Genomic DNA, 26,183 nt, shown 5'->3' on the forward strand with positions numbered 1-26,183 from the left:
AAATGGTTTAGTTCGTCTATATCTTGACTTCGAAGCGACTGGTATCGAATTTTGCAAAATCCTGAAATGATTAAACCAACGAAATGTATATGAAATGATTCATCCTATAATCATTTTGCCTTCCGGATGACGATACAATTCTTTACCCTTTTTCGGCCCCAGTGCATAAGCTAGCGTGAGTGGCCCCAGTCTACCTGCAAACATCGTCAGGGTAATCACCAGCTTGCCTATGACTGTTAAATCAGGTGTAAGCCCCATCGACAGCCCCACCGTACCAAACGCAGACACCGTCTCAAACAAGATCATCAGAAAATGATGATCTTCGGTTGCCGACAAAATCATGGTCACCCCGATCACGAACAGCAACCCCAGCAGTGTAATGGTCAAAGCCTTGTAAATTCGTCCCTGCGCAAGTCGGTACTTGAACAGCACAATATCTTCCCGCCCCCGCAGCATCGAAATCACTGCTCCAATGAGCAGGGCGAATGTTGTGGTCTTAATCCCGCCTCCAGTAGAGCCAGGGGAAGCCCCAATAAACATGAGTATGATGATAAAAAACTGCGTAGCCTGCCGCAAGCCTGCGATGTCCAGTGTATTGGCACCTGCGGTACGGGGAGTAACGGACTGGAATAAAGATCCCAGTAGCTTACCACCCCAATCAAGCGAGCCAAGAGTCTTTGGATTCGTAAACTCAAATACAAAAATCACGAGCGTGCCGACTACAATCATAGCGCCCGTCATGCTGAGTACCACCTTGGTATGCAAGGACAGTCTCTTGCGCTTGCGATATTCTGCCAGGTCTGACATCACTACAAAACCAATGCCGCCAGAAATAATTAGAAACATTGCGGTAAAATTAACAATCGGATCATATACATAACCTGTCAAGCTGCGAAATTCACCGAATAAATCAAAACCAGCATTGTTAAACATGGAGATGGCATGCCAGATTCCAAAATAAATCGCCCTGCCTACGGGCATATCAAAGGACCAGCGAACCGAGAATATCGTAGCGCATACGCCTTCAATAACCAGTGAGTACAGTAATACCTTACGGATTAATCCGACAATTCCCTCTACAGAAGTCTGATTCATCGCTTCCTGCAAAATGAGGCGCTCCCGCAAGGAAATCCGACGTTTGAACACCAGCGCGATCAAGGTAGCCATAGTCATAAAGCCGAGACCGCCAATCTGAATGAGTGCAGCGATGACGACTTGACCAAAGGTTGTGAAAAAGGTCCCTGTATCCTTAACGACAAGCCCTGTTACACACGTCGCGGACGCGGCAGTAAACAAAGCGTCTATAAACGCAAGTGGCTTTCCTGTTGTATTGGAGATCGGCAGCATTAACAATAAGCTACCTATTAGAATGATAATGGCAAAGCCCGCAACGAATATCTGCGGTGGAGAAAGCCGAAGCCAGCTTGCATTGGGATTCATCTATTCATCACTTCTCTCCTAATCCTTAAAACTATAAATCAGTGATTTAATACGGTGTAAGCTCGCTACGCGTTCCATTTGATCTTTCGATCGTCGTTGCCCCTGAATTTTTTGATTTTTCCAAACCTTAGTTAACTATAATTAGCATTCCCTGAATACAGGAAGAATGCATGTCAAGCACTACTCGGCCCCCTGTGCTATTGGCGGGCAGTAGCGAAGGGGGCAGAATTGTTCTGAAGAAGCGAAGCGTTTGCCTTTATCTCCGGATTTTAACCATTAAAGGGGGTATACAATAAAAAAATCCGGGAATAACAGCAATCGGAAGAATAATCTGCATCCGCAGCGGTCTAACCAATCCAAACACTTTTATACGCACAAAAAAAGACACCGGAAAACCGAGTGCCTGACTTGGTTCCTGCTCATAGCCTACGAGGTTAGCTGACGGATTCGGGCAGCACAGTATGCCCTATTTACACTTCCGATCCAGCAGGATCGGTTGTAAAATTCACCCCAGTAACATGGTTCCCCCGTTTTCCCATAGAAATTCGGCTCAACTGTATATCATTACCTATGTATTTCATAGGCATTGCCTCAAGATTATAATCCTTCTATATCCAGATCACAAAACCGATTTCGCCGAAAAAACGTGAAATTGGCTTTATTTTGCGAATGGGCATCGTTTAATCGCGGCTTATCTAATTTTATTGGAACTTTAAAGTGCTTTCACTCTATTTTCATGAATATCGCTTGTCTGTTGGCGGGAACCTGTGCAGTATGATATCTTTAATGGATGTTCTTATTTACAGATTAAGGAGGAAACTCATGAATCCTATCGGGAAACCGGTCGTGCTCACGGCCAACTTCAAAAAATTAGGCTTGCTGGGCGGGATTGGCCTGATTTGCTTTTTTATCTTTCAATTGCTTATTCCCTCGCTTAGCAATCCGAGTCCAGAATCAGTAATGAACGCAAAGGTCATCAGCAAACAAGAAGCGGTCATACACGCATTGGACTTCGCCCGCTCCGAGCTGGGCTATACTGAATCACAGCCTGAGGAGCCTGTCGTGACCTATCAGGCCGAAACAGATTTGTACGGTTATTTATCTAGAGAAAAACTACTTCAACAGTACGACCGTACATGGAAAAAAAGTTACCCTTACGAAACCTTTCGGGTCGATCTGCCTGAATCCTCAGCGAAGAGTAAACTGCAAATTCATGTGGATTTATCCACTGGCAAGGTCGTTAGCTTTAAACGGATCACCTTCAGCACCAATTACACACAGGCTGATATTTCTACGGATGAACAAGCACGTAACAGGCTTGTACGTGTGGCTGAGGACGGCATGACGCTCGAAGCCAAGGAGCAGGCGGCCGCAGTATGGGTCAAGCGCTTTGGCTTTAAGCCGTCGGATTTGAAGCTTGCGACCACTGAACAAGAAGGCGGATTAAAGTATACCGTAGACGATAAAAAAATCGGCGCCTCGGTACTTACACTGGCTTTTACTTTTGAAGACGGTGATGTTCGCTCCTTCACCCAAAGCTTTTCGGCCCCGTCGTCCTATACCGATTATATCGAAAAGCAAACATTTTGGGCGAATTTGATGACCTATGCGGGTTATGCCCTATTTAGCTTTGTACTGGGTGTACTTGCCATTGTGTATGCGTCACTCACCCGACGACATACTTCATTTGTACGCGGCATTGTTCTATCCGTTGTATACTTTATTGCTAGTATAGCTGGGACCATGAACATGCTGCCTTTATTGCAAGCAGAAGCAGGCGGTAAGGGCATGCTTATATTTCTTATGGTTTTCCAGATTGGTGTTACCTTTTTCATGGCTGTAGCGCTCTACTTCTCCTTGGTCGGCGGTGACGGGCTTATGCGTCAGGTTGGACTGAATGCATGGCCGCGTGCGAAAGAGCCGGGCTACGGGCTGTATGTGCTTCGCAGTATGTATGTTGGCTACTTGTGGGCCTTTATTTTGCTCGGGGTACAATCCATTTTGTTCTTTATACTGGAGCGCACATTTAATACATTCTCCACCACAGATGCCACGCAATCCCCTTATAATATGGCTTATCCATGGCTACTGCCGATTATGGCCTGGATGGCAGGTATTGGAGAAGAGACTGTCTACCGTCTGTTTGGTATTCCGATGGTCAAAAAAATAGTAAAAAACACTTTTGTTGCTTGTCTGATCACCACGCTGATTTGGGCACTGGGACATACACTTTATCCAATCTATCCGGTGATTTCCAGACCTATTGAGCTGACTTTTCTTGGTTTGCTGTTCAGTTTTGTGTTTCTGCGTTACGGCTTTATTGCCGCCATGTTCAGCCACGTTATTTTTGACAGCATTCTAATGGGACTTAGTGTGATGAGTCTGGGAGACACTGTGAATGTGAGCGCTGGTCTATTCTGGATCTTACTTCCAGCCATCGTGGGTTACATCATTTATTGGTTTAGTCCTAAAAAGCCAAATCGAATTATGTTTGAACCTATAAAAAAAGAGGAGCCGTATTCTACGACTCCTCCTCCCGAAGGGCAGCTATAATCTGACGCGCAAGCTTATCCCCAATAGAGAGAGGCCGGAAGTCTTCGACACTGGCCTCTCTTATTTTTTTGAGCGATCCAAAATGCTTAAGCAGTAACTTACGCCGTTTCTCGCCGATGCCTGGAATAGAGTCCAGCCGGGAAGTTACCATAGATTTGCCGCGTTGCTCGCGGTGGAACGTAATGGCAAAACGGTGAACCTCGTCCTGAATCCGTTGCAGCAGATAAAATTCTTCGCTATTGCGTGCAAGTGTCACGGCCTCAGAGGACTCTCCCACTAATAGTTGGGAAGTTCTATGTTTGGCATCCTTCACCAGACCACACACAGGAATGAACAAACCCAGCTCATTTTGCAATACATCGGTCGCCGCCTTAATTTGTCCACGTCCACCATCGACAACGATCAAGTCGGGACGTTCCAAATTTTCCTTAAGCACACGTTCATATCTACGTCGGATAACCTCACGCATTGTTTCATAATCATCGGGTCCCTGCACAGAACGGATTTTATATTTTCGATACTCCTTCTTGGCAGGCTTGCCATCAATAAACACGATCATGGCTGAGACTGGATCGGAACCCTGGATATTGGAGTTATCAAACGCCTCCACCCGGTGCAAGCTATCCAGTCCAATGGCACGTCCGAGATTGCTTGCAGCTTTGGATGTCCGTTCCTCATCCCGCTCGATCAGCTTAAACTTCTCATCCAAAGCAACACGTGCATTTTCCGTCGCCATGCCTGTCATTTGCTTTTTCAGTCCACGCTGTGGTACAAGTACCTTTACATCCAACCATTCAGCCAGAGCGAGAGCCGCCGTACTCGGGTCCTCCAGTCCACCGGATAGTTGGGTTTCTGTTTCCTTTACTCCGGTATCTTGGTCACCAACTTGGTCTTGATTTGTTGCTGCTGCATAAGTTGCCCGTTCTTCAGCCACCAGCAATGAGTCAGCAGAATGCTCTGTCTCCGTTTGTATCGCTTTCTCATCTGTCTGTCCGGTAGCATCGGTTGTAGCTGCACTGTGGAGTACAGTTTCTGCCGCAACCGGTTGATCGACATTGACCTGTTCTGCCTGCATCAGCTTAGGAGAATCCGGCAGCAATATTTCTTGCGGCACTGCCGGGTTGTCACTATAATATTGCGTCACATAGGACATAAAATCACTGTAAGCTTCACCGTAGAAAGGAAAAGTCGACATATGGCGCTCGATCATTTTACCTTTGCGGACATATAGGATTTGTACACACATCCAGCCCTTATCTACTGAAAAACCGAATACATCTCGATCCTTCGCATCCGATGTGGTGATTTTCTGCTTTTCCATCATCGCGTCGATGCTGATAATCTGATCTCGCAGCTCCTTGGCCCGCTCAAAGTACAATTCCTCTGCGGCCTCCTGCATTTTACGCTGAAGATCCTTTTTAATTTCCTCATGTCCCCCGCTCAAAAAGGAACCAATCTCCTGACCAATCTGGTCATACGTTTCCTTCTCGACCTCTTTCACACAAGGCCCCAAACATTGATGCATGTGATAATACAGGCACACTTCCTTGGGCATTACACCACACTTGCGTAACGGATACATACGATCCAGCAGCTTCTTCGTCTGATGTGCCGCGTAGGAATTGGGGTATGGTCCAAAATATTTTGCTTTATCTTTCAGAACGCGACGGGTCACCTCCAGCTTGGGGTGTGCCTCGTTCGTAATTTTCAAATACGGAAAGGTTTTATCATCCTTCAATAGCACGTTATAACGCGGCTGGTACTTTTTAATGAGGTTGCACTCCAGAATGAGCGCCTCCATATTACTGCCTGTAACGATATATTCAAAATCACGGATATCGGAAACCAGTCGCTGCGTCTTGCCGTTATGGCTACCTGTAAAATAGGAACGGACCCGGTTTTTCAACACTTTGGCCTTGCCGACATAAATAATGGTGCCTTCGCTATTCTTCATCAGGTAACAGCCTGATGCATCCGGCAGTAACGCTAATTTGTGCCGTATGTTCTCCAGCGCCTTCTCCTGATTCTGCAAGTCCTCCGCATAAGGTTTCATTCGCCCGGTTCCTCCTTCCATTCTTAATGATTACTCAACTAACTATTTATAATATATAGGAATAATACACAAAAACGCCCCCGGTATTTACAACCGGAGGCATTGACCTTTCATGGCCGCTCCACCAAGCCCCCGCGGGAGCATGGGTCACATGCGATGATTATTGGTGTTTAGTAAGCATGCTTTTCAGCGCTTCTTTAGAGTTCAGACCTACCACTTTATCGACAGGCTGTCCGTCTTTGAAGACGATCAGGGTAGGAATACTCATCACGCCGAAACGGGAAGCAGACTCTGGATTTTCATCCACGTTCACCTTCGCGATTTTGACGCTGTCGCCAACTTCTGTGGACAGATCCTCCAGAATAGGAGCGATCATTTTGCAAGGACCGCACCATGGCGCCCAAAAATCAACCAAAACGGTTCCTGTGCCTTCGACTTCTGCGTTGAAGGATTGATCGGACACGTTAACAATTGCCATTGTATGTTCCTCCTTTATAGAAAAGTCAAGATTATTATAACCTGTAATGTCTGTTTCGACACCTTTTAATTATATCACAATAGTCTTTTAATTGTAAGATATCAAAATAGCAGACGGAAAAACGCTTAGCCCCGCTGATTTTTTCCCTTTACGGTAATGACATCTACAAAAGGACGAATCCGGTCCATCAAGCGTTGTCCCTTGTACATTTCCTCTCCGTCCTTACTCGTAAAGCTGAGATGCTTCTCCAGCCCCTGCAATGAGTAATTGGAAGTATAAAAGGTCGGTTTGCGATTCATTCGGTAATTCAATATGGAGCCCATCACATGGTCCCGTACCCACGGGCTTAAATTTTCAGCACCAATATCGTCAAATACGAGCAGATCGCAATTTTTGAGCATTTCGGTCGTTTCCTTCAGCTTCTGCCCGTCCTGAATCATGGACTTTAAGTCCTCCACAAAATCAGGCATATACACGATCACACCGTTCAGACCCGACAGGGCCAGCTCGTGCAATAAATAGCCCATCAAAAAAGTTTTACCCGTACCAAACGTACCTTCCAGATACAGTCCTTTTTTGGATAGACCCTGACTTTTCGTTTCTTCAATGTAACGGAATAGCTGTGTGACGGCAGGCATACGTTGTGAATCTTTGCGCGCAATTTCAAGAGCGTTATATCCCTCGAGAAGGGCGCGTTCATCCACATAAAAGCTTTTAATTCGCTGACGCACCCGTTGTTCATGTTGGGAAGCAACCAACTTCGCACATGGGGTCCGAATGTCCACGATTTCGGCTGTTCCATTCGGATATTCCACGCCCAGCTTGCAAAAGTGGCCCTGAAAATCGTTAGGACATCGTTCCAGCCCCGGACAATTGTCGCAATTTCGACGATCCCGGGTATACTGAAAGAGCATGCTCATGTTGAGTCGCAATTGTGTTTCGTCCACATCAGGATGAGCAGCACAAAACTCCTGCACGAGCGGATCATTTAGAACTTGATCGGCTACATTGCGAGTGCGCTGGCGAAACGAAGGGTTCTGCATCTGCTGTAGCAAATCGCCCAGTGATTCCAAGAACGCTCCTCCTTTCTTAAAATGTGCAGAGTTATGGACACCTTAAAATCTATCTACACCTTTTTCTGTTTTCCGGATTGCATTCGTTCGGCCAGACGCAGCAGTTCATCCAATTCTTCCTCAGATACAGACTCCTCGGAAGGATGATCCTGAACGATTGGAATGGATGGCTTGGCTGGCCCGCTATTTTTGGCATATGCGCGGGATCGACCGCCGGAAGGAGAAGCAGAGGACTGTTTTCCTTTTACCTTGGCTTGATCCCTTATATATTGAACGGCTTTTTCGTAAGTGTTTACCTGCTTAAGCAGCATGTTGGAAGCAACGGCCTCGACAAAGTTGCGGTTAATCCGCTGATCGCTCCCAGATACGAGCAGTGACATCAAATAATGGATCAGCACGTTGATGACTTCACCGGGCAGCTTATAGCTGATATCAATTTTCTCGAATATATCCAGCAGGTTACCGGGAACCGTGCCAGGGAAAAAGGTTTGCAGCAAGCGACGATAAGGCTCGTTGCGCAACATCATATTATACTGGTGAATGTCACATTTGGCTGTGAATTGTGGTGGAACCTCCACATAAAATTCCATTTCCACAGCCTGTTCTGCAGGCGGCTCTTCAGATGTGGAAGTTTCCCTCTGGCGCAAGGCAACCACTTTGGCGGCCTGTACCTGCTGTTCCTCCTGACGCTTCCGATCCTGTCTGGAGTGCTGACTAGCTCGAAGCTGAAGCTCATCGAGCAACAAATCGCCTGCTTCGGTAAAAATACCATCCTCATCCAGCAAGCGACTAATATCCTGTACAGAAAGGTCAAATTTGCGAACAACGTAATTGACCATGCCTAACTGCTCGTGCTCAAACCGAAGACGTTCCACGTGCTTACGATTGGCAGATTCACGCGGAAAACGGAGAATAATATCTGCATAATTCAATGCTTCCTCCGATTCTGACGCTAGTGCCCCAGTCTGACGACTAGTGGACACCTCGGACAGCGCCTGCTCCAGTTCATAATCTATAACATGGGTATTCAGTTCAAATAACTCGTAGAAAGGAATCGAAATATTCTCTTTATTATAGGAAGAATGCGACCATTCGCTAGATTCCCTGCTCCACAACGATTCTCTCAGAGAAAGCACTGCAAACTTACCGATTTTGTCTCTCAACAAAAGGGTGAGATGCTGTGTTCTGAAAAATTCAGCAGGTGCAAGCGGTGGCTGCATCTCATATTCGTACATATAGTCGTCCGTTTCGGGTGCATACAGCCTGGACGTCTGTAACAGACCGACGGCCTCCAGCTTGGAGGTCTGTTCAATCAAATACTTGCGTCCCTTCTCACTCGGCTCCAGTCCCAGTGTCAGAAAAAGGCGACGCTGCTGTTCCAACGGCGAATAACCGATTTGTCCAACTGGCACATGCTGGAACAACAGTCGATACAGACTGACCGCAAATGCGCCTACCATCGGCTGATAGACGCTTCCCAGCATCAATTCATCCAGTGCGCTCAAGCCAAATTCCCGATAAACGCAATAGCGGTGGTTCTCAGTATAGTGCAGCAGGTTTTTCATCCGCATTCCAACATTCTTCCTTTCCTGACATAACGGTCTCCAAGATGTTTTTCTATTCTATCATACTTGCCTTCTCGTGGGACCAACAAAATAAGGGCAATTGTTCTCCTTTTTGGCAGCCATATTCGTCTGAGTTCTACTTTTTTCGAGAATACTAACTATTTTATGACTTTGTGACCTGCATCATGGTAAAAATAAAATTCTTCACACTTCTTTCATTGGTGAAAAGCTTTACTTTGAGCTACAATATAATGGTTAAGCATCACGTATTGGATACAGGAAAGATATAAGGAAGTACACATATTTCGGTTAAGCCGATTATCATTTACAGATCGTAAAGGAGTGTAGATCGTGAGTCAACATCAACCACAACAAACCCCAGCAACACCCAACGAAGTAGCCTCCACACTGGAAGGCTGGTATGCGCTTCACGATTTCCGGTCCATCAACTGGACAGCATGGAAGACCGCAGACGATGAAGAGCGCGCCGGAGCACTGGACGAGCTTCAAGAGTTTATGAAGGAATGGAACGTTACCGAGGAAGCGGGTCTGGGCAGCTCAGCTGTCTATACTGTAGTTGGACAAAAGGCTGATTTTGTCATGATGCACCTGCGCGAAACGCTAGAAGACCTCAATAAACTGGAAAATGACTTTAACAAAACAACCTTCGCCAAATATACAACCAAAACCTATTCTTATGTGAGTGTGGTGGAACTAAGTAATTATTTGAGCAAAGATGAAGATCCAATGCAAAATCCACAAATCGTCGCACGATTGAAGCCCGTATTAAACAAGGCGCGTTATATTTGCTTCTATCCAATGAACAAAAAACGTGACCTGGACGACAACTGGTATATGCTTTCGATGGACGAGCGTCGCACCTTGATGCGCAGCCACGGTTTAATTGGACGCAGCTATGCTGGCAAAGTAAAGCAAATCATTTCCGGTTCCGTCGGCTTTGACGATTGGGAATGGGGCGTAACACTGTTCTCCGATGACGCACTTCAGTTCAAGAAGCTAATCTACGAAATGCGTTTTGATGAAGTCAGTGCCCGTTACGGTGAATTCGGCTCCTTCTATGTCGGCAGCGTGTTGAATGAAGAGACATTTGAAGACATGTTGAAACTGTAAGACGCAGACATCAACTCTTACTGAATAGAACCGAGGATTTCGTGAACTCCCACTTACGGGACGACGGAATCCTTTTTTTATAAGACCTAAAACTATAATAGATAACAAGAACAATGAAAAAAAGGCCTCCGAGCTCCTGTATAAGAGCTGTGGAAACCTTTTTCTGCTCGTATTGTTTTTGCATGTTGACTACTCGTCTGAGGTTAGAAAAACCGCCCTTTTTTCAGTACCAGTGGAATTCCGCCTATGATGAACAGATAGCGGAGATCGACAATTTTTTTCAATTGTGCGGCCACCCAGCCTTTTATTTTGCGTTTGCCCACCACGGCGACGGCTTCGCCTTTTCCAAGCGAAGCAACCGTCCCTTTGTTGGAAAATACGAACTTGTGCAGCTCCTTTTTGCGAAGAGTAGCGGCCAGATTCTTGGCACAAAGGACCCCTTGCTGCATCGCAATTTGGGCAGTCGGTGGATAAGGACGTCCTTCGGGATTAAACATCAGGGAGCTGTCCCCGATAATAAAAATATCATCGTGGCCGGGTGCACGCAGAAAATCGTCGATTTTCACCCTTCCGCGCATCACTTCGAATCCGGCTTTCTCAATTAATCCGTTCCCACGAATCCCTCCCGTCCACACCACCGTGCAGGCTTCGATTTTCTCACCCTCACCAACGATTACACCATCCTGCAAGCATTCCTTAATCGGAATTCCAATGCGGAAGGTGACCCCTTTACGCTTAAGGACATCCATCGCATACTCCACCAGTTCAGGATCGAACCCTGGCAGTGCCGTAGGAGCTGCCTCGACGTTAATGATTTGAATCCGGTTAAAATCGATATCATACGCTCTAGCGAGCTGTGGCAAACGATCCGCCAACTCCGCTACAAACTCAATCCCGCTGAAACCAGCGCCCCCAACGACAAAATTGAGGCGACCTGGCTTACCGTCATTTTTATACAGGGCCAGTTGGTATTCAATATGCTCACGAATCAGGCGAACCGAGTTAATACTGCGAATCGTCAGCGCGAACTTATCCATCCCCGGAATACCGAATGTTTCTGGCTCCCCGCCTAGTCCGATGACCAAATAATCGTAGGACAGCGAGCCATCCTCCAGCACGATTTTTTTCTCCTTTGGTATGATTTCCTTAACCGTTCCTTTGACTAAATCCACCTTGAACTCATCGATTAGCTGAGCAATCGGAATCCTTGAATGTTCAATCGTATCTGTACCTGCCGCGGGCATATGAAGATGTGTCGTAATATAGTGGTAATCATGACGGTTAATCAGCGTGACATCCGCCTCATTGTGCTTGAGCTCCTTTTGCAATTGCTGAGCCGTCAATATACCGCCATATCCGGCGCCCACAATGACAATTTTGGGAATACTGCTCATGCTTCTACCCCTTCCGATATACATAATCATAATCATTAATTGTTCACAGCTGTTCTCTCAAAACGGTTAATTGATACTCACAGAAAAGTCTTCATCAAATATTAATCGCTTTAACTTTGCAAGCGGAACCCAGCAGTTTATAATGATAAACAGTGAATCATGCGTTCGGCGGCTATCTGAACCTCTATGCGGCTGATTCAATATCTACAAATCCCATACTATCCCTTTCGGAGGTGTTTTTAGAGTGACAGCTCAATCCACAGGTGCGGAGATCCGCGATCTGATTATTATCGGAGGCGGTCCAGCCGGTATTTTCGCCGCTTTTTACGGAGGAATGCGTCAGGCATCCGTCACCTTAATTGAAAGTATGCCCCAACTGGGCGGCCAGCTTGCAGCCCTTTATCCTGAAAAATATATTTATGACGTTGCTGGCTTTCCTAAAGTGACTGCACAAGAACTGGTTAACAATTTGGTTCAACAAATGAACCACTTTAATCCAGAGGTGCAGCTAGAAGAGAAAGTCGTATCGTTAGAGAAAAAGGAAGAACGCCACTTCATTGTAAAAACAGACAAAGGTGGCGAGTATCATGGTAAAGCGGTTATTATTACCGCTGGTGTTGGTGCTTTCGAGCCGCGCAGACTGGATCTTCCAGGTGCCGAGCGTTTTGAAAAAACGAACCTGCATTACTTTGTCAGCGACCTGAGCAAATTTGCAGGCCGAAAAGTGCTTATCAGTGGTGGTGGTGACTCTGCTGTAGACTGGGCACTTATGCTGGAACCGATTGCAGAACAGGTTACATTGATTCACCGCCGTGACAAATTCCGTGCGCATGAACACAGTGTCGAAAACCTCCTCGCTTCCAAAGTAAACGTTATTACACCAACGGAAATTACAGAATTGCATGGAGAAGACACGATTACTAAAGTCACTCTTGCTCATGTAAAAACCAAAGAAACACAGGAAATCGAAGTGGACGATGTGATCGTTAACTTTGGATTTGTATCCACACTTGGCCCGATTGCTGAATGGGGAATTGAAATCGAAAGTAACTCTATCGTGGTCGACTCTCGCCAGGAAACAAATATTCCCGGCATTTTCGCCGCAGGGGACATTACGACCTATCCAGGCAAGCTCAAGCTGATTGCGGTCGGCTTTGGTGAAGCTCCTACGGCAGTCAACAACGCCAAGGTCTATGTAGATCCAGATGCCAAGTTGTCTCCCGGCCACAGCAGTAACATGAAATTGTAGTCTAGTTTAGACTATGACAAAAAAGGGTATTTTACTCCAAATTTGAATCTTTGGAGTGAAATACCCTTTTTTACGGTGTGCCTATTCGTTGCAGTGATTGTCCGTAAAGTCATCCGAACCCTGAATGACTTTACAGTCGCAGTACGAGAGCTTGTCCGGTCTAATGAAGGACTACGGCTGTATTCATCTCTAGATTTCTTTTGTGAATCTCAGCCAGCAACAGTGCAATGAAGTCACATTCAAGTTTAAGCTCGATTGCCATCTGATAGGAATCCAAAAGCATTTCATCCGTCAGCATAGCCATCCTCGACACAACCTTTCCTTTTATTTCAAAATCTATTCTATCAAAATACCAAAATCGGAACAAGCGTTCTGTTATCCACAGTCAATTGTGGAAATCCTGTGTATAAATTGTTGGTAAGTGTCGTTAACCCATATATGTGACAGGGGATAATGTGGACAATATTTATACACAGAATTTTGACGCTCGAACACAAAAAAAATATTTTTATTATTTATACAAATATATTATATTTAGCGTCTTGTTAATAGATTAAATTGGAATTTTATTGAAGAAAACAGAAATTATTGAGGTCTTGTATTAACCTCTAAAATCCATACGCGTCCATTCTGATCAAGCCCGTAATCAAATCCCAGTTGTCCGATCCCGGGAAATCTCCTTTCCAGTACAGGAATACAGCGTTGTGTAAGTTCAATGATCTCTCGCCGCTTTTGAATAGCAAGCCGCCGGGGATATATCATCCGAAGTGCCTCTGTTCCCTTCAGCAAAGTGCCCCCCTTGCACAGATTCGTAATGACCAGCCCAGGCCGAGCATGACGTGCAACCACCGCACGAAAATCCCACCTCTGCCCTTCCTTCACAACTTTGACTCGATAGTCGACAGGTCTACCTTGAATACTTGCCAGTTGGATGCCTTGTTGAATGAGATATGGACGTTGGATTCGGAGCTTATGGATTCCGATTACAAGCGCTCTAAAATGACTGAACCGGTGCGTGTGCTCCATACGCGTACAGGTGTATCCCCTACGCTCCTGTGCCACACGCATGACTCCGACTCCTCCGCCTCCTTTCACAGGTTTTATAAATACAAAAGCATGCCGCCGCAGCATCATGCGCAATTGTTCTTCACTATATAGACAGGTTTCCGGTATATAAACGGCGGTATGTGGATGGTGGAGCAGCGCCTTCGTCTTTAGCCATTTGCTTGCAAGTTGTCTCATCTAACCCTCTCCTTTCGCCGTCAGTTATACTTATACATACTCAACAGGAATGTTCTATTCTTGGATGATTGTCCGCGGCATGTGCCTATTTCGACAAGATCATGGCGAACGGTAGCATGCACCGAACATCACTGGTACAATGACAATAATCTACTACCATTTGCACGGAGCAACGGAAATTACCGGCAAATCGTTTTTTCAACAAGGAGGTCAACTCATGAATAGCAAAATTGGCATCATGGACATTGGCTCAAACTCCATTCGTCTGGTGATCTATGAAATGACAGAGACAGGGGCCTATCGAATTGTGCAGGAATGCAAAGAAGCTGCCCGACTGAGCGAAAAGGTTGGGGCCAACGGCCGTATGGAACGGGAGGCGATTCGAAGCATCGCTCCATTGCTGCGCCAATTTATGGCGGTATGCCATATGCACGGGGTGGTCCGTATGCGTGCAGCAGCAACAGCAGCCATCCGCAATGCCACGAATTCGGACGAAATCGTCCAATGGATCGCGGAGGAGACAAATTTAACACTGGAAATACTGAGCGGGGAGCAAGAAGGCTATGCCGGTTTTCTGGGCGTAGTGAACACTATGAATGTGAGTGACGGAATCATTATTGACATCGGGGGTGGTAGTACCGAAATTACGCTGTTCCGCGATCGAAAGCGACTGCATACGGTGTCATTTCCCTTTGGCGCCGTCAATATGAATTGGCGCTTTGGACGTGAGGTTAAGAATGGCGAATGGTCTCCTCAGCAGATTGAGGAAATGGAGAGCTTTGTCCGTTCTTCACTGCAAAATCATGATTGGATCTTCTCCAATCCGGGTCTGCCATTCATCGGGCTGGGCGGAACCCTGCGTACTTTGGCTAAAATCAATCAGAAGCGGCAGGATTACTCACTTCCTGTGACGCACCATTACGAAATGACGATAGAAGATGTCGATTACTTCTATGGCAGTCTGCCCCATCTTCCCTATGAAAAACGCAAAAAAACAGCCGGCCTGTCCAAGGACAGAGCCGACATCATTGTACCGGGTCTTATTATATTGAAAACGATATTTGAAGCTGCTCAAGGCTCCGCGTATTTGGTCAGTGGAGCGGGTCTGCGAGACGGCCTATTTCATGAGCTGGTCAATGCTGAACAGCCCGTGGTAGCTAATCCGCTTATCACATCCATTCGCAATATCCTTTCGTTTGCTGTCCCGGTTAGTGAAGCGCATGTCAAGCGGGTTAACGAGTACGCCGTCCGTCTTTATGACACATTGGCTAACGGAACCTCAGCTGCTATGGACAAGCGCTTGTTACTGACCGCAGCAACTCTTTACAAAACGGGGGCTGCCCTGAATTATTATCATTTCCGCCAGAATTCCGTATTCTGGATTTTACATGCAGGCATTGGCGGTCTGTCCCATAGGGAAACGGTACTAGCCGCGTTGATCGCGGATTACCATCCCAAGAACCGGACTCCCCGTTTGCTACGCACACATGCCGATATTTTGGAGCCTTCCGACGAGGAACGTGTACATCGGCTCGGCTCGCTGCTCCAGCTCGCGATTGGCATGGATCGGAGTGAGTCAGGAATGATTACCAGCATCAATCCCACTACAGGGGATGACGCACTGCATCTTCGTCTGGAAAGCAAGAGTGAACCCATATTAGAACAACGGGAGCTAGAATCGGTTGCCAAGGATTTCCAAAAGGCGTGGAACCTTACATTGTCGTGGTCCATTCTACCTTCTTCCAATTTCTAACCTTCATCGCTTCAGACTGGCTCCTAATGGGAGCCTCTTTGTCGTTTCTGGACACAAATTGATAGCTGCCGTTAGGCAAAAGCTTGCGCGCCTTCACATTATCCCTTAACGATAAATGCAGAATATCTGCCAGCATTTCTTTGATCCCGTCATCATAAATCGGACACATTAGTTCAATTCGGCGGGTCAAATTGCGCGTCATCCAATCCGCACTGGACAGAAATAACTCGGACTTGCCTCCATTTTCAAAATAAAACAATCTGGAATGCTCCAGGAAGCGGTCTACAATACTGATGACACGTATGTTCTCGCTGAATCCTTCCACACCGGGACGCAAACAACAAACCCCTCTAATAATAAGATCAATCTTCACACCTGCTTGGGAAGCCGCATATAGTTCATCGATCATCTCCTGATTGGATAAGGAGTTGATCTTGGCAATAATCCGGGCGGGCTTACCTGCCAATGCTTGCTCTGCTTCCCTACGGATGAGCTCAAACAGCTTGTTCTTCATTCCCGTTGGAGCCACCGTAAAAGCTTGCAAAGTCTTGAGCGCGGAGAATCCCGTAATTTCATTAAACAGTTCGGAGGCATCCTCGCCAAGTACCGGATCTGACGTAAACAATCCGATATCCGTATACACGCGCGCCGTGCTTTCATTATAATTGCCTGTGCCTACATGCACATATCGTTTGAGTGCGTTACGCTCATGACGTATGACAAGGATGATTTTGGCGTGCGTCTTCAAGCCAACCAACCCATACACTACATGACAGCCTGCTTTTTCAAGCTTACGCGCCCAGGCAATATTACGTTCCTCGTCAAAACGGGCTTTCAGCTCCACCACCACCGTTACCTGCTTGCCCGATTCGGCCGCACGTGCCAATGCCGGAATCAACTTCGATTCCCCGTTGACACGGTACAGGGTCATTTTGATTGCCATCACATCCGGGTCTTCTGATGCCTCAATGATAAAATCAGTTACCGCATCGAATGATTCATATGGATGGTACACGAGCACGTCCCGTTTGCGAAGTACGTTGAAAATATCCTCTTGTGGGGGCAGTTCTTCCGGATACAGTGGTTTGATTGCCGGAAATTTCAAATGCGAATACCCCTCCAAATGATCGGCAAAAGACGACAAAAACGTCAGATCCAACGGCCCGTCCATCTCAAACACATGATCGAACAGCTTGAATTCGCGTTGAAGCTCCATCAGGGCATAGGGATGGATCCCTTTTTCTACTTCCAGTCTAACCGGCGCCCCCCGGCGTCTTCGACGCAGCTCTTTTTCAATCTCTTCGAGCAAATCTTCGATCTCTTCTTCATTAATGGATAAATCGGAGTTACGCGTAACACGAAAGGCATGAACCGCCTCCGGAACATATCCAGTGAACAGCGTTTGGATGTGATGCTTGATTAGTTCCTCAATTAAAATAAATGATTTCTTCTTGCTGTTCGACCGCAAAGGCACCGTAACAACACGTGGAATATTCGAAGGCACCTGCACAATGGCAAAAAGCGGTTTATCCTCCTCCGTATCCCCGGGACGTCTCAAGACGACCGCTAAATATACGTATTTATTATGAACCAGTGGAAAAGGACGGCTCTGATCGACCGCCATCGGCGTGAGTACCGGAAATATAATTTCATGAAAATATGCATCCAGCGACTTGCGCTGTGTTGTATTTAAGTCTTCATATTCGAGCAGTAAAAGACCTTTTTTCGTCAAGAGGCGAGAAATATCACGATAGGTCCGGTATTGTTCCGATACCATCGAGACGGTACGCTTGATCAGGCGTTTGTACAAACCGGAAGGGGTATATCCCGTAAAATCCTTTTGCATAAAACCCGCCTTGATCTTCTCGCGCGTCTCTGCAACACGAACAGCCATAAACTCATCCAAATTGCTAGATACAATCGCCAAAAATTTGGCTCTCTCCAGCAACGGTGTATCTGCATCCTGAGCTTCCTGAAGCACACGGCGATTAAATTCAATCCAGCTTAAATCTCGATTAAAGTAACGTTCTGACCCGGCTTTATCCTTATTCTGACTCTCTATCAACATATGGCCTCCATCAATTCATGCAGTATAGTATCCCTTTATTGTACTATTAGATGAAACGCACTAGCATCACAGCAGTGTAAACGCAATGTAAAATGTGTGTAAACACAAACTGGATGTATGAAAAGGTCAATCGGACGCTTTACAAAAATAGCATTAAGCGGTACAGTGTTTACGTCTGTTTCATAGAGTAGATTGACGAACCGTTCCTTTTTCAGTTGTTTATGTTCATTATGATGTGTAATAACCACTTAGAAGTCACGTTCAATTGCTGATTTTCAAATGGCATGATATAGGGAGGATTTACGTTATGGAACCCAAGAAAACGCCACGCGTACTGCAAAAAAACATCGAATTTTTCACCGCGGCGCTATCTCAACACCTCGTTTCGGTCTGGCAAGAGGACCCTACAGGTGTATACTGTGAGATTGGCTGTGGATATATCGAGTTATTCAGTAGCGAGATGATTCGGGTGCGCAATCAAGATGGAACCCCAAGCCATTATGACCGCAATATCACCATGTTTCAGTTGATCACGAAGGATCAGCCGATATAATTATTATATGCTATGCCTGCGCTGTTCTTCCAGATTAGAATTGTTTAATGTTTACAACTACCGATTTTCATATCTGCTGAATCTTGCAGTTTTTCCAAAAAGCGCCTCAGAGCGCTTTTTTTGTCGACTTTTTTTGAACATCGTTTCGAAAAGCAGTATGATAAGGGAGCATATTACCTAAATTTAAAGGGGAATTAACCGATGGAGCATACAACATCAGATGGGCGCATCCTGGTTATGACCGCGGTTGAAGCCGAACGTGAAGCTGTACTGCGGGGCCTGCAAGGCGATACCCGTTTTGTGGTCGAGCTGGCTGGCGTGGGCGCACCGTCCGCAGCGGCTTCAACCGCGCTAGCACTAGCGGCAGCTGGTGACTACCATCTGGTCATCAGCGCCGGAATTGGTGGCGGCTTCGTGGAGGTCGCTGCACTGGAAAGCGTCGTTGTTGCTGACGCGATCATTGCCGCCGACCTAGGAGCCGAGACGGCAGAGGGCTTCAGCAGCGTGGACGAGCTGGGTTTCGGCTCAAGCCGAATTGCCGTGAACGTTGCCACCGCGCAGCGATTCGTTCAGGCGCTGCGCGCTGCTGGACAGACGGCTGTCGCGGGGCCGATCCTGACCGTCTCCACGGCCACCGGTACGGCGGCAACAGCGGAACGGCTGGCCAAGCGCGTTCCCGGAGCTGCTGCCGAAGCGATGGAAGGCTACGGCGTAGCCGTGGCGGCAAATAGGCTGGAACTACCGACGATGGAAATCCGCACGATTTCCAATGCTGTCGGTCCACGTGACCGTGCAGCCTGGCGGATCAAAGAGGCTTTGCAAGCGTTGGAAGCCGCATTTTCTACATTAACGGAGGTTATATAGATGCAAATTGCTTTTTCACCTTGTCCCAACGACACTTTTGTCTTCCATGCCCTGGCGCATGGATTGATTCCGGGCGCACCCGCGCTGGACATTACATTTGCCGATATCGACATCACCAACAATCTGGCGATCACACCAGACGGACTGGATATCATGAAAATTTCGTATGCTGCACTCCCTTGGGTGCTGGATGAATACGCCCTGCTGCCTTGCGGAGGCGCACTGGGCCGGGGGTGTGGTCCGCTCGTGCTGACCAAGGAAGGTTCCACCGTCGAAGGCCCGGAAGCCCTATCCGGCAAGCGTGTAGCCGTTCCGAGTGAACGTTCCACTGCCTATCTGCTGTTCCGCCTGTGGGCAGCCAAGCATGTGCCTGGGGGTGTCGGCGAGATCGTCGTGATGCCGTTCGACCAAATCATGCCTGCTGTCCGTGACGGGGAGATAGATGCCGGGCTAGTCATTCATGAAGCACGGTTCACGTATCCGTCCTACGGACTTAGTAAGCAAGTCGATCTGGGGAACTGGTGGGAAGAAGATACAGGGCTCCCAATCCCGCTCGGAGCCATTATTGCCCGACGTACGCTGGATTTGGATGCGATCACAAACTGGATACGCGCCTCTGTCGAATACGCTTGGAAGCATCCAGAAGCTTCGCGTGAATATGTATTGTCTCATGCGCAGGAGCTTTCACCCGATGTCGCCCAATCTCATATCGACCTGTATGTTAACGATTTTACCGCCAATTTGGGCGACAGCGGATATGCCGCCATCGAAGCTTTGCTTGGTCGCGCTGCGCAGGAAGGGCTGGTACCTTCGTTTGATTTAGCCCAACTGCGCCCTAATTCCACAACAACACGTTAAAAGGGACAGACAAGCCATGCATGTTTTCCTGCTGAATAGAGTAGTTTAAACATATAAAACCTCCCGAACGAGCACATGGCCTAGCCGTGCGCCCCATTCGGGAGGTTTTATCATTTCATATGGCGAATCCTCATTCGGGCTCGCTTGATCCTTATTCTTAGTTCTGTTCCTGCTCCACAACCTCGGTCTTAAATACGTTATCCAGTTTGGTACCCAATCTTTTGACCAGCGGCACCTTGATATCCCGGCTCAGCTCCTTGAAAAAAGCATCCATGTCACAATTAATCTTATCCAACACGACCTTCACGGTGCCCTCTGCCAAGATCTGCTCATTCAGATCCTCCGGTACGGTAACCGAGATATCATACTTCTTGCTTAACGTTTTAATGTAGCGGGTAAAGATTTCGATAAGCTCCTCATTGTTGAACTTCTCAACTGCAACTTGCCCTTTGTTAGTAAATTTCAAATTCACTCTCACGTTAGCATTTCCCCTTTTCCTTTTGACCATTTATTTTGGATAAACGTTGAACCTTTCAGAGGCTCTTCAAAGAAAGGGCCTTACCGGTCGTTTTAGACTCTTGTCCTTTGATATACTAAGTATAACACATTAAGGCCGTTTTCATTTCCCAACTTGTCGTTTTATGATAAAAAATGATACAATTTGCGCATTTTCAGCATAAATTCTTTCTTTTCATGCCAATCATTAGGAATAGTTTATACACAAATACACAAAAAAACGCCTATCTCGCAAAAGAAAGACGTTTCCGTATAGATGCTTAAGTGGTATGCATTTACAGAGGTTTCGTACATTCCCAACCGTGTGAACGATACTCACGCACAGCGTCTCGTATATCCTCAATATCATCAGAATGCAGCAAAAGGGCAGGTAGAATTACCCAATACTCATTCTCCGCTAGATCAATAAATACGTCCTCGACATCATAATATTGCATATCGCCAAATGCCATATCCCTGATTTTCTGTCCAACCAAAGGTGTAAACTGGGAATCAAATGTTTTCATCACCTTCGTATATTCCTTCACGCCCGTTGCCGATATCTGCTGTGAAATAATGACGCTCAATGCTGTTACCTCCCTGACCTAATAATGCTCATTATACCCTTCTCTCAGACCCTCTACAAAACCTTGCGCAAAAAAAATCATAAAAATCAATAGGCCGATGCCAATAGCAACGGAGCTGATTACAATAATGAAAATGCCCTGCGTGTTTCTTTGCTCCATTCGTTTCGTTAAAATTCCGAAAACCAAACCTAAGACACCCAACAATCCTCCAAAGACAAAAAAACTAAATATGAACCCCAAACCTGCAAAAATCCAGCCAAATAGAGCGAGCACCCAGCCCTGCGGCTGCGACTCGCTCTGTTTCATCTGCCAGCGCTCCCTCGCTGTAGGTGTATATCTGTCCATTCCTTCTCCCCCGCTCCACTTGCATTCCTTAAGACAAAAATTCGCTCGCCTTCTCCCGATGGACAGGCTTGATATGCATGTCCAACACTTTTAAGGCTGCTAGCACAACCCCAGCATCATCTGTAAAGCCCAACATCGGAATAACATCTGATATGGCATCTAATGGAGAAATAAAATACGCCAAGGCTCCGAATGCTACCCCTTTGGCATACAGAGGCGTTTCAGGATCTATCGCACAATAGTACATAGCCACCGCATCCTTCACAAAGGGAACTTTTCCAGCCGTGGACTTCACCTTGTTGAAAAATCCCTTTTTCACCTGTTCTTCCTGTTTTGGATCATACTTGGCTTTGGTTACGTCAAAATCCTTCATAGGTTCCTCCTATTGCTGACCGGTAAGTTTGAAAGTGCCACCTTCCCGCTTACCAAGCGGATAATTTTGAACCGTCATTTCCACCTTCGTGTTCTTATCCCACACCGGAAGCTTGTCAGATGTACCGTACCCTTTCATAGCTATGTTTATAACTTCCTCCGCCTTCTTCGTCAATGCAGCAGAGGACATATTATATTTACCATAACCTTGATAAGCACCGCCAAAACCGAGATTAGGTTGATTGTTCACATTCAGTAGCACACCCTTCAACGTGCCATCTTCTGTTACATCAAAAGTCACTTTTTCCAATACAAAATCATCGGTGACGACAGATGTCTGCTCTAACATATGCGTTATGGCTGACAGGTTTGCTGTTAATCTAACTCGTTCCAGTAGCGCCGCTGTATCGTTTTGTTGCTTCGTTAATGCTTGTGTTGTCTTATTTAGTGAAGCGTTCGCACTAGTTAAAGTATTTACCTTCGTATTCAGATTATAATTCCATCCCCCCAAGGCTATACATCCTAGTACTGCTACTCCTGAAATGACTGTTGCTACAACTGCGAGCTTACGAACAGAATGTGGTTGCGGCTCCACAGACTGAGTATGACTGCTTAATTCTCCCATACCAAACTTCCTCTCTACTTATATAGTCATATTTTACTATTCCCCTCTCTGATAATCTAGTATATTTTTCCTAATTCAATATTACTATGCATTTGTACAGGAATTCGTTTCATCAGCCTTTGAGCTTCGGTTCTTTCGTTTTCCGGGAGATGCTGTATTTACCAGATACACACTGCCTGCGATCAGCACCAGCCCCACAACAAACGTCAAAGTAAGTGATTCCTTGAGCATTACCATACTAAAGACCGTGGACAACACCGGAATCATAAACGTATAGGAGCCGACGGTTCCCGCATCTCCGTTGTCGATTAGTTTAAAATAAATCATCCAGCCCATCGCAATCACGAATATCGAAATAAACAATAAAATCGCGATAAAGGAGGTCGTCCAGTGAATATCGCTCCATTTCTCGGTCGTAAATCCAATCCCATTAAGTATAATCCCTCCCAAAACGAGCTGCATCGTCACCGCCCAAATGGAATCCAACTGTTGGCTTTTTTTCTTCATATAAATCGTTCCGAGCGCCCAGCACAGTCCTGAAGCTAGCCCCAACACAATGCCCAGTACCGATAAATGCCCTGCCATTCCACCAGAGCTAATCACAATCACCCCGCCAAAACCCAGCACCAGTCCAATGACCTTCAGGGGAAACATACGCTCCCCCAACCACATCCAGGAGAATAATCCTAACAGGATCGGCTGAAGGAATACTAAAGTGGAAAACAACCCAGCAGGCAAATAACGCAACCCTACCGTCTGCAAGCCATAGTAGCCTGCAATATTAAATATGGCCAGCACCAGATAAGTCCACCCATTCTGTCTAAAGCGTAAGGTTTCCCGATGACGCATAGCGAACAACAGCAGAATCACACCACCCAGTAGGGTACGGAGTCCTGAAAAAAATATCGGCGGCGTATCTGGCAAAGCCAGCTTGGTCAACGGCCAGTTGATCCCCCATACCATTACTAATATCAAGACAAGCCACAGCGTGGCTTTAGGTGTTAATTTTTTCATAGATATCTTCTCTCCCTTAGATTTTCATCGTTCATTGCTTACGACTAAAATATGAATAGCCGTTTGCAAAGTTTTGCTTTACTAGCGTATACTGTGGTCACTAATAAATAAAATGAATGTTTTCAATGAGGGAGATAACTTTTCACTTATGACCATTACTCAAATTATGATCTTCGTTCGTGTAGCTGAAACGCTAAACTTCACCCAAACTGCCCATGAGCTGCATATGACGCAGCCCGCGGTTAGCCATGCCATCGCAAGCATCGAAAACGAGCTGGATGTTCAGCTATTGCTGCGCGACCGAAAAAAAGGAGTGCTGCTGACCGATATCGGGCACAAGGTACTGCTGCAATTCCGCATGATGCTGCAAAGCATGGAAAAGGTACAGCAGCAGGTGGCTGCTGAAAAAGGTCTAGACGTGGGCACGATCACGATCGGGGCCTTTCCTTCTGCCTCAGCCTATTTTCTGCCCCCGATTATTCATCATATTCGTCAGCATTATCCGAACCTTGTTTTCGACCTACATGAAGGCTCCACGAATGAGGTCAAGGAGTGGGTTCATACCAGAGAAATCGAAGCGGGTATCATCCTGTTACCAGACCCTCAGGTAGATGTCATCCCTTTATGTCAGGATGACATGGTTATTCTCCTGCCAGACGGTCACCCTCTACAATCGCACAATAAAATCGCCATTCGAGACTTGAATCAGCAGGATATGATCTTTTGTAAAGGTGGACATGAGGTCGCCATTATGGAAGGTTTTGAACGCGAGCAAAGTCAGTTGCAGGCACAGTTCATTACTCATAATATCAGCACCTTGGTCAGCATGGTTCGACAGGGACTAGGTATGGGTATTGTCTCTTCACTCGCCTTGTCCACGTTCCCCCATGATCTGACCGTCAAGGAGACTTCACCTCTGATCACACGCCAAATCGGTATCGCTGTACCATCCCTGCATAATGCTTCACTTGCTGTACAGTTATTTGTGCGGACCGCGCAGGAGCTATTTACGGATTCGAAGCAGTAAAAGCATTGGATTATGATCATAAGGAGGTCTATTCATATGCAGAGAAATCAAATCATTCGACCCAATAGCTAGCTTACTAACCTATTTCTGGTTGTTTTCTATGTATTTATTCAAAATGAATTCTTGACGGGGTTGTTTTGATAGGCTTAACAGTTAGCAGTTCTAAAGCATTTATGCATTAATTCCACTGGTATATTATTCTAGTGCGGCGGGTAACCTATATGCTGAATACCTGCAATTTTTAAACTAGGAGGCTTTTGCATGAATGACCATCTCGTTATTTTGATCAGAAGTTTTTCAGCATTTTTTATCCTAATGATAATTGGGAGAATATTAGGGAAGCAAACCCTTTCCAATATGAACTTTCATGAATTCGTAACGGCAGTTATATTAGGAGCTATGGCTGCTAACTTTGCATTTAACGAAAAAATAGAAGTTATCCACCTATTAATAGCCCTGTCCGTTTTTACAATTACTTCTTATGTTTTGGCCAAGCTTTTTTTGAAATTCAGAAACTTTAAGATGTGGACAGAAGGAACTCCCACCGTTCTCATAGAAGGAGGGCTCATTCTCGAAGATAACTTAAAAAAAATAATATGACATTGGATTCTTTAAACCAGCAACTTCGCGAGAAAGATATATTTAATATAGAAGAAGTGGAGTACGCCCTACTTGAGATTAACGGAAAACTATCTGCCCAAAAGAAAAAGGAACTGCAAGCCGTGACATTAAAAAATCTGCAGTTGAATGCAGGCAATGCCACACAGTTCCCAATTGAGCTTATAATTGACGGTCAGCTTTTGCATGGTAATTTAAACTCCAATCATATTTCTGAATCCTGGATGCTGTCCCAACTGAAGGCTCGCGGTAAAAAGTTAGAGGACGTATTCTATGCCGTTAAAGGCAGCAACGGCCAGCTCTATCTGGATGAATATAAGGATAAAATCCAGCAACCAATTGATGTGGAATAGTTTGACTTTCGATCAATACTTACCTGAGATTCAACGTAATCAGATAATTGTATTTGGCAGCGTGCTTAAGCTCATCCAATATGATACCGTACACTGTGTCCTTATAGATGCCAGCAGGCAAACCAAACCAGATGTTGCGGTACCGTTCCACCGCACCCAACTCTCCCATCAAGGCGCGCTGTAGACCTTCTGTATAGGATTGCACCCTCTCATATTCCTCACTACTGATGCCTGCAATTTCCTGTCCTGTCAAAGCCCGATACATCTCTCTGAACATTTTATTGTGGCCGCGCTCATCGTTACGGATACTTTCAATAATAGCCACCTGCTCTTGTGAGGGAGCCAAATTGATCAATTCATCGTAGAACAACTCATCGTTACGCTCCCCTTGTACCGCTTCCTTTATCATTTGTACTGCTTTCGGAAATCCTGTGTTCCAGATAGGTACAAAATTGGCCCGCATATAGTATGAA

General features: G+C 46.1%; 26 protein-coding genes and 1 riboswitch. Of the genes, 10 read left to right on the plus strand and 16 right to left on the minus strand.

The annotated features are described in order from the left end of the window. Window positions 1-99: 99 nt before the first annotated feature. The gene (locus tag AOU00_RS07585) at window positions 100-1,440 is read right to left on the minus strand and encodes a TrkH family potassium uptake protein (RefSeq protein WP_069290318.1); all 1,341 of its coding nucleotides are present in this window, start codon (window positions 1,438-1,440) and stop codon (window positions 100-102) included. Window positions 1,441-1,848: 408 nt separating this feature from the next. Further along, window positions 1,849-2,001, minus strand: a riboswitch (cyclic di-AMP (ydaO/yuaA leader). Between the two features lie 261 nt (window positions 2,002-2,262). Here AOU00_RS07585 and AOU00_RS07590 point away from each other — a divergent pair. Beyond that, window positions 2,263-3,993 carry a CPBP family intramembrane glutamic endopeptidase gene (locus tag AOU00_RS07590; RefSeq protein ID WP_069290319.1) on the plus strand — a complete coding sequence of 577 codons (1,731 nt, stop codon included), beginning with the start codon at window positions 2,263-2,265 and terminating at the stop codon, window positions 3,991-3,993. On the opposite strand, the gene uvrC is transcribed toward AOU00_RS07590, so the two are convergent. The 4 genes from uvrC to AOU00_RS07610 all read right to left on the minus strand — a co-directional run bounded on the left by uvrC (window position 3,962) and on the right by AOU00_RS07610 (window position 9,168). Further along, window positions 3,962-6,046, minus strand: coding sequence for an excinuclease ABC subunit UvrC (gene uvrC, locus AOU00_RS07595; protein ID WP_069290320.1), 2,085 nt, complete (start codon window positions 6,044-6,046; stop codon window positions 3,962-3,964). The two genes, AOU00_RS07590 and uvrC, sit on opposite strands and share 32 nt — an antisense overlap. A 160-nt stretch (window positions 6,047-6,206) precedes the next feature. After that, window positions 6,207-6,524: a thioredoxin gene (trxA, locus tag AOU00_RS07600; protein WP_010347861.1), complete on the minus strand. Its 318-nt coding sequence runs from the start codon at window positions 6,522-6,524 to the stop codon at window positions 6,207-6,209. Window positions 6,525-6,649: 125 nt separating this feature from the next. Beyond that, window positions 6,650-7,597, minus strand: a complete 948-nt coding sequence (gene dnaI / locus AOU00_RS07605; protein ID WP_061830114.1) for a primosomal protein DnaI — start codon at window positions 7,595-7,597, stop codon at window positions 6,650-6,652. A gap of 53 nt (window positions 7,598-7,650) precedes the next feature. Beyond that, window positions 7,651-9,168 carry a replication initiation and membrane attachment family protein gene (locus tag AOU00_RS07610; RefSeq protein ID WP_069290321.1) on the minus strand — a complete coding sequence of 506 codons (1,518 nt, stop codon included), beginning with the start codon at window positions 9,166-9,168 and terminating at the stop codon, window positions 7,651-7,653. 345 nt (window positions 9,169-9,513) lie between these two features. On the opposite strand from AOU00_RS07610, the gene hemQ reads away from it, so the two are divergent. Beyond that, window positions 9,514-10,293 (plus strand): hydrogen peroxide-dependent heme synthase, encoded by a 780-nt coding sequence (hemQ, locus tag AOU00_RS07615; RefSeq protein ID WP_023990152.1) that lies wholly within the window; start codon window positions 9,514-9,516, stop codon window positions 10,291-10,293. Window positions 10,294-10,496: 203 nt separating this feature from the next. Here the strand turns inward: hemQ and AOU00_RS07620 are convergent, their stop codons facing one another. Next, window positions 10,497-11,687 (minus strand): NAD(P)/FAD-dependent oxidoreductase, encoded by a 1,191-nt coding sequence (locus AOU00_RS07620; protein WP_025724040.1) that lies wholly within the window; start codon window positions 11,685-11,687, stop codon window positions 10,497-10,499. A gap of 244 nt (window positions 11,688-11,931) precedes the next feature. Here AOU00_RS07620 and AOU00_RS07625 point away from each other — a divergent pair, with 244 nt between their 5' ends. Then, window positions 11,932-12,936, plus strand: a complete 1,005-nt coding sequence (locus AOU00_RS07625; RefSeq protein WP_069290322.1) for an NAD(P)/FAD-dependent oxidoreductase — start codon at window positions 11,932-11,934, stop codon at window positions 12,934-12,936. Window positions 12,937-13,096: 160 nt separating this feature from the next. Here the strand turns inward: AOU00_RS07625 and AOU00_RS07630 are convergent, their stop codons facing one another. Both AOU00_RS07630 and AOU00_RS07635 read right to left on the minus strand, forming a co-directional pair. Then, window positions 13,097-13,240 (minus strand): sporulation histidine kinase inhibitor Sda, encoded by a 144-nt coding sequence (locus tag AOU00_RS07630; RefSeq protein ID WP_007431918.1) that lies wholly within the window; start codon window positions 13,238-13,240, stop codon window positions 13,097-13,099. A gap of 281 nt (window positions 13,241-13,521) precedes the next feature. Further along, window positions 13,522-14,178, minus strand: a complete 657-nt coding sequence (locus AOU00_RS07635; RefSeq protein ID WP_069290323.1) for a YheC/YheD family protein — start codon at window positions 14,176-14,178, stop codon at window positions 13,522-13,524. A 217-nt stretch (window positions 14,179-14,395) separates the two neighbouring features. Here AOU00_RS07635 and AOU00_RS07640 point away from each other — a divergent pair, with 217 nt between their 5' ends. Next, window positions 14,396-15,931, plus strand: a complete 1,536-nt coding sequence (locus AOU00_RS07640) for a Ppx/GppA phosphatase family protein (protein WP_069290324.1) — start codon at window positions 14,396-14,398, stop codon at window positions 15,929-15,931. On the opposite strand, the gene ppk1 is transcribed toward AOU00_RS07640, so the two are convergent. Next, window positions 15,891-17,999, minus strand: a complete 2,109-nt coding sequence (ppk1, locus tag AOU00_RS07645) for a polyphosphate kinase 1 (protein WP_069290325.1) — start codon at window positions 17,997-17,999, stop codon at window positions 15,891-15,893. The genes AOU00_RS07640 and ppk1 overlap by 41 nt on opposite strands. Before the next feature lie 307 nt (window positions 18,000-18,306). On the opposite strand from ppk1, the gene AOU00_RS07650 reads away from it, so the two are divergent. The 3 genes from AOU00_RS07650 to AOU00_RS07660 all read left to right on the plus strand — a co-directional run bounded on the left by AOU00_RS07650 (window position 18,307) and on the right by AOU00_RS07660 (window position 20,274). Then, window positions 18,307-18,552: a hypothetical protein gene (locus AOU00_RS07650; RefSeq protein WP_007431922.1), complete on the plus strand. Its 246-nt coding sequence runs from the start codon at window positions 18,307-18,309 to the stop codon at window positions 18,550-18,552. A 201-nt stretch (window positions 18,553-18,753) separates the two neighbouring features. Beyond that, a complete protein-coding gene (locus tag AOU00_RS07655; RefSeq protein WP_069290326.1) occupies window positions 18,754-19,416 on the plus strand; it encodes a futalosine hydrolase in 663 nt (220 codons plus the stop codon). Further along, window positions 19,417-20,274, plus strand: coding sequence for a 1,4-dihydroxy-6-naphtoate synthase (locus AOU00_RS07660; protein ID WP_069290327.1), 858 nt, complete (start codon window positions 19,417-19,419; stop codon window positions 20,272-20,274). It begins immediately after the preceding gene. Between the two features lie 157 nt (window positions 20,275-20,431). Here the strand turns inward: AOU00_RS07660 and AOU00_RS07665 are convergent, their stop codons facing one another. From AOU00_RS07665 to AOU00_RS07690, 6 genes are all read right to left on the minus strand, one after another. After that, entirely contained in the window at window positions 20,432-20,752 is a 321-nt protein-coding gene (locus tag AOU00_RS07665; protein ID WP_014277849.1) for a hypothetical protein, read from the minus strand. Between the two features lie 313 nt (window positions 20,753-21,065). Next, a complete protein-coding gene (locus AOU00_RS07670; RefSeq protein WP_069290328.1) occupies window positions 21,066-21,356 on the minus strand; it encodes a hypothetical protein in 291 nt (96 codons plus the stop codon). A gap of 18 nt (window positions 21,357-21,374) precedes the next feature. Continuing rightward, complete coding sequence (locus AOU00_RS07675) at window positions 21,375-21,701, minus strand: hypothetical protein (protein ID WP_061829831.1); 327 nt, start codon at window positions 21,699-21,701, stop codon at window positions 21,375-21,377. Between the two features lie 28 nt (window positions 21,702-21,729). Beyond that, complete coding sequence (locus AOU00_RS07680; RefSeq protein WP_013311822.1) at window positions 21,730-22,074, minus strand: YkvA family protein; 345 nt, start codon at window positions 22,072-22,074, stop codon at window positions 21,730-21,732. A gap of 9 nt (window positions 22,075-22,083) precedes the next feature. Then, entirely contained in the window at window positions 22,084-22,698 is a 615-nt protein-coding gene (locus AOU00_RS07685; RefSeq protein ID WP_069290329.1) for a hypothetical protein, read from the minus strand. A gap of 84 nt (window positions 22,699-22,782) precedes the next feature. Continuing rightward, complete coding sequence (locus AOU00_RS07690) at window positions 22,783-23,712, minus strand: DMT family transporter (RefSeq protein ID WP_069290330.1); 930 nt, start codon at window positions 23,710-23,712, stop codon at window positions 22,783-22,785. Window positions 23,713-23,860: 148 nt separating this feature from the next. On the opposite strand from AOU00_RS07690, the gene AOU00_RS07695 reads away from it, so the two are divergent. The 3 genes from AOU00_RS07695 (at window position 23,861) to AOU00_RS27580 (ending at window position 25,710) form a co-directional block, all read left to right on the plus strand. Next, complete coding sequence (locus AOU00_RS07695) at window positions 23,861-24,739, plus strand: LysR family transcriptional regulator (RefSeq protein WP_069290331.1); 879 nt, start codon at window positions 23,861-23,863, stop codon at window positions 24,737-24,739. Between the two features lie 261 nt (window positions 24,740-25,000). Next, window positions 25,001-25,339: a DUF421 domain-containing protein gene (locus AOU00_RS27575; protein ID WP_330998676.1), complete on the plus strand. Its 339-nt coding sequence runs from the start codon at window positions 25,001-25,003 to the stop codon at window positions 25,337-25,339. Then, window positions 25,336-25,710 carry a DUF421 domain-containing protein gene (locus AOU00_RS27580; RefSeq protein WP_330998677.1) on the plus strand — a complete coding sequence of 125 codons (375 nt, stop codon included), beginning with the start codon at window positions 25,336-25,338 and terminating at the stop codon, window positions 25,708-25,710. Before AOU00_RS27575 ends, AOU00_RS27580 begins: the two co-directional genes overlap by 4 nt. Before the next feature lie 19 nt (window positions 25,711-25,729). Here the strand turns inward: AOU00_RS27580 and AOU00_RS07705 are convergent, their stop codons facing one another. Beyond that, entirely contained in the window at window positions 25,730-26,173 is a 444-nt protein-coding gene (locus AOU00_RS07705; protein WP_061829907.1) for a ferritin-like domain-containing protein, read from the minus strand. Window positions 26,174-26,183 lie beyond the last annotated feature (10 nt).

The sequence above is a fragment of the Paenibacillus polymyxa genome (assembly GCF_001719045.1).
In the GTDB taxonomy this organism is placed as follows: domain Bacteria; phylum Bacillota; class Bacilli; order Paenibacillales; family Paenibacillaceae; genus Paenibacillus; species Paenibacillus polymyxa_B.